General features: G+C 39.8%; 8 protein-coding genes and 1 tRNA gene. 8 read left to right on the top strand and 1 reads right to left on the bottom strand.

The window, feature by feature from the left end; all coding sequences use genetic code 11:
• Positions 1-98 precede the first annotated feature (98 nt).
• Positions 99-2750 carry a bifunctional acetaldehyde-CoA/alcohol dehydrogenase gene (gene adhE / locus TZ90_RS01150; protein WP_045611005.1) on the top strand — a complete coding sequence of 884 codons (2652 nt, stop codon included), beginning with the start codon at positions 99-101 and terminating at the stop codon, positions 2748-2750.
• A 311-nt stretch (positions 2751-3061) separates the two neighbouring features.
• On the top strand, positions 3062-4069 hold the full coding sequence (gene gap / locus TZ90_RS01155) for a type I glyceraldehyde-3-phosphate dehydrogenase (protein WP_045611006.1): 1008 nt from the start codon (positions 3062-3064) through the stop codon (positions 4067-4069).
• 68 nt (positions 4070-4137) lie between these two features.
• Here gap and TZ90_RS01160 read toward each other — a convergent pair whose 3' ends face one another.
• Positions 4138-5013 carry an RluA family pseudouridine synthase gene (locus tag TZ90_RS01160; RefSeq protein ID WP_080890701.1) on the bottom strand — a complete coding sequence of 292 codons (876 nt, stop codon included), beginning with the start codon at positions 5011-5013 and terminating at the stop codon, positions 4138-4140.
• Positions 5014-5099: 86 nt separating this feature from the next.
• Here TZ90_RS01160 and pbp2a point away from each other — a divergent pair, with 86 nt between their 5' ends.
• The 6 genes from pbp2a (at position 5100) to TZ90_RS01190 (ending at position 9036) form a co-directional block, all read left to right on the top strand.
• Positions 5100-7295 (top strand): penicillin-binding protein PBP2A, encoded by a 2196-nt coding sequence (pbp2a, locus tag TZ90_RS01165; RefSeq protein WP_045611008.1) that lies wholly within the window; start codon positions 5100-5102, stop codon positions 7293-7295.
• A gap of 52 nt (positions 7296-7347) precedes the next feature.
• Complete coding sequence (rpmG, locus tag TZ90_RS01170) at positions 7348-7500, top strand: 50S ribosomal protein L33 (protein ID WP_001809375.1); 153 nt, start codon at positions 7348-7350, stop codon at positions 7498-7500.
• A gap of 9 nt (positions 7501-7509) precedes the next feature.
• A complete protein-coding gene (gene secE, locus TZ90_RS01175; RefSeq protein WP_001210990.1) occupies positions 7510-7686 on the top strand; it encodes a preprotein translocase subunit SecE in 177 nt (58 codons plus the stop codon).
• Positions 7687-7739: 53 nt separating this feature from the next.
• On the top strand, positions 7740-8276 hold the full coding sequence (gene nusG, locus TZ90_RS01180) for a transcription termination/antitermination protein NusG (protein WP_000376740.1): 537 nt from the start codon (positions 7740-7742) through the stop codon (positions 8274-8276).
• A 120-nt stretch (positions 8277-8396) separates the two neighbouring features.
• Positions 8397-8876 (top strand): sigma-70 RNA polymerase sigma factor region 4 domain-containing protein, encoded by a 480-nt coding sequence (locus TZ90_RS01185; protein ID WP_045611009.1) that lies wholly within the window; start codon positions 8397-8399, stop codon positions 8874-8876.
• A gap of 88 nt (positions 8877-8964) precedes the next feature.
• Positions 8965-9036: transfer RNA gene (locus tag TZ90_RS01190), tRNA-Glu, on the top strand.
• The last annotated feature ends 153 nt before the right edge of the window (positions 9037-9189 follow it).

Genomic DNA, 9189 nt, shown 5'->3' on the forward strand with positions numbered 1-9189 from the left:
GTTTATGAAACTGTTTACAAAGTTGAAATAATGCGTTATAATAAACTTGTGAAAAAATTAACAAAGGATATCGATCCTTGAAAGCTATGGAGGAAAATATGGCTGATAAAAAAACTGTGACACCAGAAGAAAAGAAACTTGCTGCTGAAAAGCATGTTGATGGCTTGGTGCAAAAAGCTTTAGTTGCTCTTGAGGAAATGCGTAAACTCGACCAAGAACAGGTCGACTACATCGTAGCTAAAGCGTCAGTGGCAGCTTTGGATGCCCACGGAGAATTGGCTATACATGCCTATGAAGAAACAGGACGCGGTGTATTTGAAGATAAAGCAACTAAGAACTTGTTTGCTTGTGAACACGTGGTAAACAACATGCGTCACACTAAAACAGTTGGTGTTATCGAAGAAGACGATGTAACAGGTTTGACTCTTATCGCTGAACCGGTCGGTGTTGTTTGTGGTATCACTCCAACAACAAACCCAACATCAACAGCAATCTTCAAATCATTGATTTCATTGAAGACACGTAACCCAATCGTCTTTGCCTTCCATCCATCAGCACAAGAATCATCTGCTCATGCAGCTCAAATCGTTCGTGATGCTGCGATTAAAGCCGGAGCTCCTGAAAACTGTGTACAGTGGATTACTGAACCATCTATGGAAGCAACTAGTGCGCTTATGAACCACGAAGGTATTGCAACAATCCTTGCAACAGGTGGTAATGCTATGGTTAAAGCCGCATACTCATGTGGTAAACCAGCACTTGGAGTAGGTGCCGGAAACGTGCCAGCTTATGTTGAAAAATCAGCTAACATTCGCCAAGCTGCACACGATATCGTCATGTCTAAATCATTTGATAACGGTATGGTCTGTGCCTCAGAGCAAGCGGTTATCATTGATAAAGAAATTTACGATGAATTTGTAGCAGAGTTCAAATCATATCACACTTACTTTGTAAACAAAAAAGAAAAAGCACTTCTTGAAGAATTCTGCTTCGGCGTGAAAGCAAACAGCAAAAACTGTGCTGGTGCAAAATTGAACGCTGACATCGTTGGTAAACCAGCAACTTGGATTGCAGAGCAAGCAGGATTTACAGTTCCAGAAGGAACAAACATTCTTGCTGCAGAATGTAAAGAAGTTGGTGAAAACGAGCCATTGACTCGTGAAAAATTGTCACCAGTTATCGCAGTTTTGAAATCTGAAAGCCGTGAAGATGGTATTTCCAAAGCTCGTCAAATGGTTGAATTTAACGGTCTTGGTCACTCAGCAGCTATCCACACAGCTGACGAAGAATTGACTAAAGAATTTGGTAAAGCTGTTAAAGCTATTCGTGTTATCTGTAACTCACCTTCTACTTTCGGTGGTATCGGGGACGTTTACAATGCCTTCTTGCCATCATTGACACTCGGATGTGGTTCTTACGGACGCAACTCAGTTGGGGATAACGTTAGTGCCATTAACCTTTTGAATATCAAAAAAGTCGGAAGACGGAGAAATAACATGCAATGGATGAAACTTCCTTCAAAAACATACTTTGAACGTGATTCAATTCAATACCTTCAAAAATGTCGTGACGTTGAACGTGTCATGATCGTTACTGACCATGCCATGGTAGAGCTTGGTTTCCTTGATCGTATCATCGAACAACTTGATCTTCGTCGCAATAAGGTTGTTTACCAAATCTTTGCTGATGTAGAACCAGATCCAGATATCACTACAGTTGAACGTGGTACTGAAATCATGCGTGCCTTCAAACCAGATACAATCATCGCTCTCGGCGGTGGATCTCCAATGGATGCTGCTAAAGTAATGTGGCTCTTCTACGAACAACCAGAAGTGGACTTCCGTGACCTTGTCCAAAAATTCATGGATATCCGTAAACGTGCCTTCAAATTCCCATTGCTTGGTAAGAAGACTAAATTCATCGCAATCCCAACAACATCTGGTACAGGATCTGAAGTAACTCCATTTGCCGTTATCTCTGATAAAGCAAACAACCGCAAATACCCAATCGCTGACTACTCATTGACACCAACTGTGGCAATCGTAGACCCTGCCTTGGTATTGACAGTTCCTGGATTTGTTGCTGCGGATACTGGTATGGACGTATTGACCCACGCGACTGAAGCTTACGTATCACAAATGGCTAGCGACTACACTGATGGTCTTGCACTTCAAGCGATCAAACTTGTATTCGAAAACCTTGAAAGCTCAGTTAAGAACGCAGACTTCCATTCACGCGAGAAAATGCATAACGCTTCAACAATCGCTGGTATGGCCTTTGCCAATGCCTTCCTAGGTATTTCTCACTCAATGGCTCATAAGATTGGTGCGCAATTCCACACAATCCACGGTCGTACAAATGCAATCTTGCTTCCATATGTCATCCGCTACAACGGTACGCGTCCAGCTAAGACAGCAACATGGCCTAAGTACAACTACTACCGTGCAGATGAAAAATACCAAGATATCGCTCGTATGCTTGGGCTTCCGGCTTCTACTCCAGAAGAAGGTGTGGAATCTTACGCAAAAGCTGTCTATGAACTTGGTGAGCGCGTAGGTATCCAAATGAACTTCAAAGCACAAGGTATCGACGAAAAAGAATGGAAAGAACATTCACGTGAATTAGCCTTCCTTGCTTACGAAGACCAATGTTCACCAGCTAACCCACGCCTTCCAATGGTTGACCATATGCAAGAAATCATCGAAGATTCTTACTATGGCTACAAAGAAAGACCAGGACGCCGTAAATAATTGTTATCAGCCTAGAGGCAGGAATTTCCTGCCTCTTTTTTGTAAAATTGGAAGATTGAAAATAATTTTTAGCTTTTCACTTTTCATTTTAAAAGGAAACCGATAAATGACTAGGTAGACAAAGAAAGACAGCAGTATAGGCTTTCAAAGGAGAAAGAAAAATAAGTGAGGTGTAGACAAAAAACAACGCCCGTACTTGCAATTCAACTCAAATAGTTATATAATAGGTTTGTTGAAAGGTGATTTGTAGTGATTCAAGTTACTCTTTTCACAATAAAATTTTCATGATTTTCATAAGGAGGAAATCACTAATGGTAGTTAAAGTTGGTATTAACGGTTTCGGACGTATCGGTCGTCTTGCTTTCCGCCGTATCCAAAACGTAGAAGGTGTTGAAGTTACACGCATCAACGACCTTACAGATCCAGTTATGCTTGCACACTTGTTGAAATATGACACAACTCAAGGTCGTTTCGACGGAACTGTGGAAGTTAAAGAAGGTGGATTTGAAGTTAACGGTAAATTCGTTAAAGTTTCTGCTGAACGTGATCCAGAACAAATTGACTGGGCTAACGACGGTGTAGAAATCGTTCTTGAAGCAACTGGTTTCTTTGCTACTAAAGCAGCTGCTGAAAAACACCTTAAAGGTGGAGCTAAAAAAGTTGTTATCACTGCTCCTGGTGGATCAGATGTTAAAACAGTTGTATTTAACACTAACCACGACGTTCTTGACGGTACTGAAACAGTTATCTCAGGTGCTTCATGTACTACAAACTGCTTGGCTCCAATGGCTAAAGCTCTTCAAGATAACTTCGGTGTTGTTGAAGGATTGATGACTACTATCCACGCTTACACTGGTGACCAAATGATTCTTGATGGACCACACCGTAAAGGTGACCTCCGTCGTGCTCGCGCTGGTGCTGCTAACATCGTACCTAACTCAACTGGTGCTGCAAAAGCTATCGGTCTTGTAATCCCAGAATTGAACGGTAAACTTGACGGAGCTGCACAACGCGTTCCTACACCAACTGGTTCAGTAACTGAATTGGTAGTTGTTCTTGAAAAGAACGTTACTGTTGATGAAGTGAATGCAGCTATGAAAGCAGTAGCCAATGAATCATACGGTTACACAGAAGATCCAATCGTATCTTCAGATGTTGTAGGTATGTCTTACGGATCATTGTTTGACGCAACTCAAACTAAAGTTCTTGACGTTGACGGTAAACAATTGGTTAAAGTTGTTTCATGGTACGACAACGAAATGTCATACACTGCACAACTTGTTCGTACTCTTGAATACTTCGCAAAAATCGCTAAATAATTCTTGAGTTGATAAAAAAGCAAGGCCTTTGGTCTTGCTTTTTAAATATTTAAGAATGGATGACACAATCATCCATTCTTTTTTAATTCTGTTTCAAAAGTATTCGAGAGGGTAGTAAAACTCAATTTTTCTAAGGTGAGTGGATGTGTAAAGGAAAGTCGAAAGGCATGAAGCATAAGCCGACTTGATTTTGATTTACTATTATAGAGAGGGTCACCCAAGATAGGAAAGTTATGATGAGAAAGGTGGACACGTATTTGATGCGTTCGACCAGTTTTTAGTTTGCAACGAACCAAGGAAGTTTTGTTTGGAAATTGCTTTAATTTGCTTACATGCGTTTCAGCATATTGCCCATTTTTTGTATCAACTATTCGTTTTCTGCGATCATGACGATCACGTCCAATTTTGTCCCTGAAAACAAGCTCTTTGCCGTTTATATTTCCGTTAACAAGTGCCCAATATTCCCTAGAAATCTCTTTTTTCTCCAACAAGCGATTGAGAATAGGCAGGATAAAAGGATTTTTGGCAAAGAGGACTAAGCCGCTGGTTTCCATGTCCAGACGATGAACGACATAACAGGTCTGGCCAACGTAGGCACTGACATGGTTAAGAAGAGCAATTTCGTTTGGTTGGTTACCGTGGGTTTTCATACCCTCAGGTTTGTTTACAATAATCAAGTGTTGGTCTTGATAAACCTCCTGAACGAGGTTTGGGTTGCCCCAAGGAATTTCTTTTTCGGGATAATCTTCCTCGTCAAAAGTTAACTGGCAAATATCTCCAGGATTTACCATCTCGTTCCAGTGAACTTCTTCTTGATTTATCAAAATATGTTTCTTGATTCTCAAAAAATGACGGATTTTTCTAGGGATGAGGAGTTGTTCCTCAAGTAATTGCTTTACCGTCATTTGAGGTAGAGAGTCTGGTAATGTAAATGTGAATTTCATACAGATATTGTAACAAAAAAAGCCCTATTTGGATAGGAAATAGCTAAATTCTTGTCTTCCTATGATGAAGATGATAAAATAAACGCATGAAATTAGATAAATTATTTGAGAAATTTCTTTCTCTTTTTAAAAAAGAAACAAGTGAATCAGAGGATTCTGATTCTACTAGCTTACGTCGCTCTCGTAGTGATCGAAAAAAATTAGCCCAAGTAGGTCCAATTCGAAAATTCTGGCGTCGCTATCATCTAACAAAGATTGTCCTTATACTAGGTTTGAGTGCAGGCTTGCTAGTTGGAACCTATTTGTTTGCTGTAGCCAAGTCAACCAATGTCAATGATTTGCAAAATGCCTTGAAAACTCGAACTCTCATTTTTGACCGTGAAGAAAAGGAGGCTGGTGCCTTGTCTGGTCAAAAAGGAACCTACGTTGAACTGACTGACATCAGTAAAAACTTGCAAAATGCTGTAATTGCGACTGAAGACCGTTCTTTCTATAAAAACGACGGGATTAACTATGGACGCTTCTTCTTGGCTATTATCACTGCTGGTCGTTCAGGTGGTGGCTCTACTATTACCCAACAGCTGGCTAAAAATGCCTATCTGTCGCAGGATCAAACTGTTGAGAGAAAAGCGAAAGAATTTTTCCTTGCTTTAGAATTAACCAAAAAATATAGTAAGGATCAAATTCTAACCATGTACCTTAACAACGCTTATTTTGGAAATGGTGTGTGGGGTGTAGAAGATGCGAGTAAGAAATACTTTGGAGTTTCTGCGTCAGAAGTGAGTTTGGATCAAGCTGCGACTCTGGCAGGGATGCTCAAAGGACCGGAACTGTATAATCCCTTGAAATCTGTAGAAGATTCTACCAATCGTCGTGATACTGTCTTGCAAAATATGCTTGCTGCGGGTTACATTGATAAAAACCAAGAAACCGAAGCTGCAGAAGTTGATATGACTTCGCAATTGCACGATAAGTATGAAGGGAAAATCTCAGATTACCGCTATCCTTCTTATTTTGATGCAGTTGTTAATGAAGCTGTTTCCAAGTATAATCTAACAGAGGAAGAAATCGTCAATAATGGCTACCGCATTTACACAGAATTGGACCAAAACTACCAAGCAAATATGCAGGTTGTCTATGAAAACACCTCACTATTTCCGAGGGCAGAGGATGGAACATTTGCTCAATCAGGAAGTGTAGCTCTCGAACCGAAAACAGGGGGAGTTCGTGGAGTTGTCGGTCAGGTTGCTGACAATGATAAAACTGGATTCCGGAATTTCAACTATGCAACTCAATCAAAACGTAGTCCTGGTTCTACAATTAAGCCTTTAGTTGTTTATACGCCAGCAGTTGAAGCAGGTTGGGCTTTGAATAAGCAATTGGATAACCATACCATGCAGTACGACAGCTATAAGGTTGATAACTATGCAGGGATCAAAACGAGTCGAGAAGTTCCTATGTATCAAGCCTTGGCAGAGTCGCTTAATCTACCTGCTGTTGCCACTGTTAATGATTTGGGCGTCGACAAGGCTTTTGATGCAGGCGAAAAATTCGGACTCAACATGGAAAAGGTCGACCGTGTTCTTGGTGTCGCCTTGGGAAGTGGTGTCGAAACCAATCCTCTGCAAATGGCTCAAGCATATGCTGCCTTTGCAAATGAAGGTTTAATGCCTGAAGCTCATTTTATTAGTAGAATTGAAAATGCTAGTGGACAAGTTATTGCAAGCCATAAAAATTCACAAAAACGGGTGATTGATAAGTCTGTAGCTGATAAGATGACCAGTATGATGTTGGGGACATTCACCAACGGTACCGGTATTAGTTCATCGCCTGCAGATTATGTCATGGCAGGAAAAACTGGTACAACTGAAGCGGTTTTCAATCCAGAATATACAAGTGACCAGTGGGTAATTGGTTATACACCGGATGTAGTGATTAGTCACTGGCTTGGCTTCCCGACGACTGATGAAAATCACTATCTAGCTGGCTCTACTTCAAACGGTGCAGCTCATGTCTTTAGAAACATTGCCAATACCATTTTACCTTATACGCCAGGAAGTACCTTTACAGTTGAAAATGCTTATAAGCAAAATGGAATTGCACCAGCCAATACAAGAAATCAAGTACAGAGTAATGAATCAAATCAGGCGGATAATAGCCTTTCTGATATTAGAAGTCGTGCACAAAATCTGGTAGATGAGGCCAGTCGTGCTATCTCGGATGCTAAAATTAAAGAAAAGGCACAAACAATATGGGATTCAGTAGTCAATCTATTTCGTTAAGATGCTTGTCAAAGCCTAGCTTTCTTGTTATAATAGATAAGATGGAGGCGTTATGGCACTAAAAAAAGCAAGCCTAGCTTGTGCGGTTTGTGGTTCGAGAAACTATTCAATCAAGATCAGCGGGAACCCCAAGCCAACACGACTAGAAGTAAATAAATTTTGTAAACATTGTGGTAAGTATACTACACACAGAGAAACGAGATAGGAGAGAGCGATGCGTTTTATTGGAGATATTTTTAGACTTCTTAAAGACACAACATGGCCAACTCGCAAGGAAAGCTGGAGAGATTTTCGTTCTATCATGGAATACACTGCTTTCTTTGTTGTGATTATTTATATTTTTGACAAGTTGATTGTTTCAGGTTTGATTCGATTTATTAACATTTTTTAGAAGATCTGTGGAGTTATTTACGCTAAAAATCTTCTATTATGAAAGGAAGTATCATGGATAGTTTTGATAAAGGATGGTTTGTCTTACAAACTTATTCTGGTTATGAAAATAAGGTAAAAGAAAATCTATTACAACGTGCACAAACCTACAATATGTTGGATAATATTTTACGTGTTGAAATTCCAACACAAACAGTGCAAGTTGAAAAAAATGGAAAGAGAAAAGAAGTAGAAGAAAATCGCTTTCCAGGTTATGTTCTTGTGGAAATGGTGATGACAGATGAAGCTTGGTTTGTTGTTCGAAACACACCAAACGTTACAGGATTCGTCGGATCTCACGGAAATAGATCAAAACCAACTCCATTATTGGAACAAGAAATCCGTGATATCTTGGTTTCTATGGGACAAACTGTACAAGAGTTTGATATCGATGTTGAAGTTGGTCAAACTGTACGTATCATTGATGGAGCTTTTGCAGACTATACTGGTAAGATTACAGAGATTGATAACAATAAAGTGAAGATGATTATCTCTATGTTTGGTAATGACACAGTTGCAGAAGTAAACCTAAACCAAATTGCAGAATTATAACCCCCAGAGAGGCATGTCCTCTCTTTTTTGTGCAGTTGAGACGGTGTAGGGAACAGAATGGGGGAAATGGGACAAAAGTGTTTCTGAATCTGTTAGACTGTATCTAGAAAAGGGGACGTTATGTTTAAAGAATTATATGAAGAAGTCCAGGGGATTGTATATAAGTGTAGAAATGAATATTACCTTCATTTATGGGATCTATCGGATTGGGACCAAGAGGGGATGATTTGCTTACATGAATTGATTAGTAGAGAAGAAGAGCTGGCAGAAGATATTCCTCGTTTACGTAAATACTTCAAAACAAAGTTCCGTAATCGAATTTTAGACCATATCCGTAAACAAGAAAGCCAGAAGCGTAGATATGATAAAGAACCTTATGAAGAAGTAGGTGAGATTAGTCATCGTATCAGTGAGGGAGGTCTGTGTCTAGATGATTATTATCTCTTTCATGAGACACTAAGAGATTATAGAAACAAACAAAGTAAAGACAAACAAGAAGAGTTAGAACGCGTCTTAAGAAATGAACGCTTTCGAGGACGTCAAAAAGTGTTAAGAGACTTACGTATTGTGTTTAAAGAGTTTGACATCCGTACTCAATAGGAAGTCATACAAAAAAGATAAAAAGTTTAAAAAAGTAGTTGACAAAGTATGAAAAGTCGGTATAATAGTAAGAGTTGAAAATAACTCTGGTCCGTTGGTCAAGGGGTTAAGACACCGCCTTTTCACGGCGGTAACACGGGTTCGAATCCCGTACGGACTATGGTATGTTGTGGTTGTGGCACTTGATGAAAAAAGATTAAAAAAGTTTCAAAAAAGTGTTGACAAGCGAAAGCGACTGTGATATACTAATATAGTTGTCGCTTGAGAGAAGCGAGTGACAAAGACCTTTGAAAACTGAACAAGACGAACCAAT

Origin of the sequence: Streptococcus mitis, from assembly GCF_000960005.1 — a bacterium.
In the GTDB taxonomy this organism is placed as follows: domain Bacteria; phylum Bacillota; class Bacilli; order Lactobacillales; family Streptococcaceae; genus Streptococcus; species Streptococcus mitis_CK.

Excerpts from the sequence above, each read along its gene's own strand:
- adhE (WP_045611005.1), top strand. The coding sequence starts at position 99 with ATGGCTGATAAAAAAACTGTGACACCAGAAGAAAAGAAACTTGCTGCT.
- pbp2a (WP_045611008.1), top strand. The coding sequence starts at position 5,100 with ATGAAATTAGATAAATTATTTGAGAAATTTCTTTCTCTTTTTAAAAAA.
- gap (WP_045611006.1), top strand. The coding sequence starts at position 3,062 with ATGGTAGTTAAAGTTGGTATTAACGGTTTCGGACGTATCGGTCGTCTT.
- TZ90_RS01160 (WP_080890701.1), bottom strand. The coding sequence starts at position 5,013 with ATGAAATTCACATTTACATTACCAGACTCTCTACCTCAAATGACGGTA.
- TZ90_RS01185 (WP_045611009.1), top strand. The coding sequence starts at position 8,397 with ATGTTTAAAGAATTATATGAAGAAGTCCAGGGGATTGTATATAAGTGT.
- rpmG (WP_001809375.1), top strand. The coding sequence starts at position 7,348 with ATGGCACTAAAAAAAGCAAGCCTAGCTTGTGCGGTTTGTGGTTCGAGA.
- nusG (WP_000376740.1), top strand. The coding sequence starts at position 7,740 with ATGGATAGTTTTGATAAAGGATGGTTTGTCTTACAAACTTATTCTGGT.
- secE (WP_001210990.1), top strand. The coding sequence starts at position 7,510 with ATGCGTTTTATTGGAGATATTTTTAGACTTCTTAAAGACACAACATGG.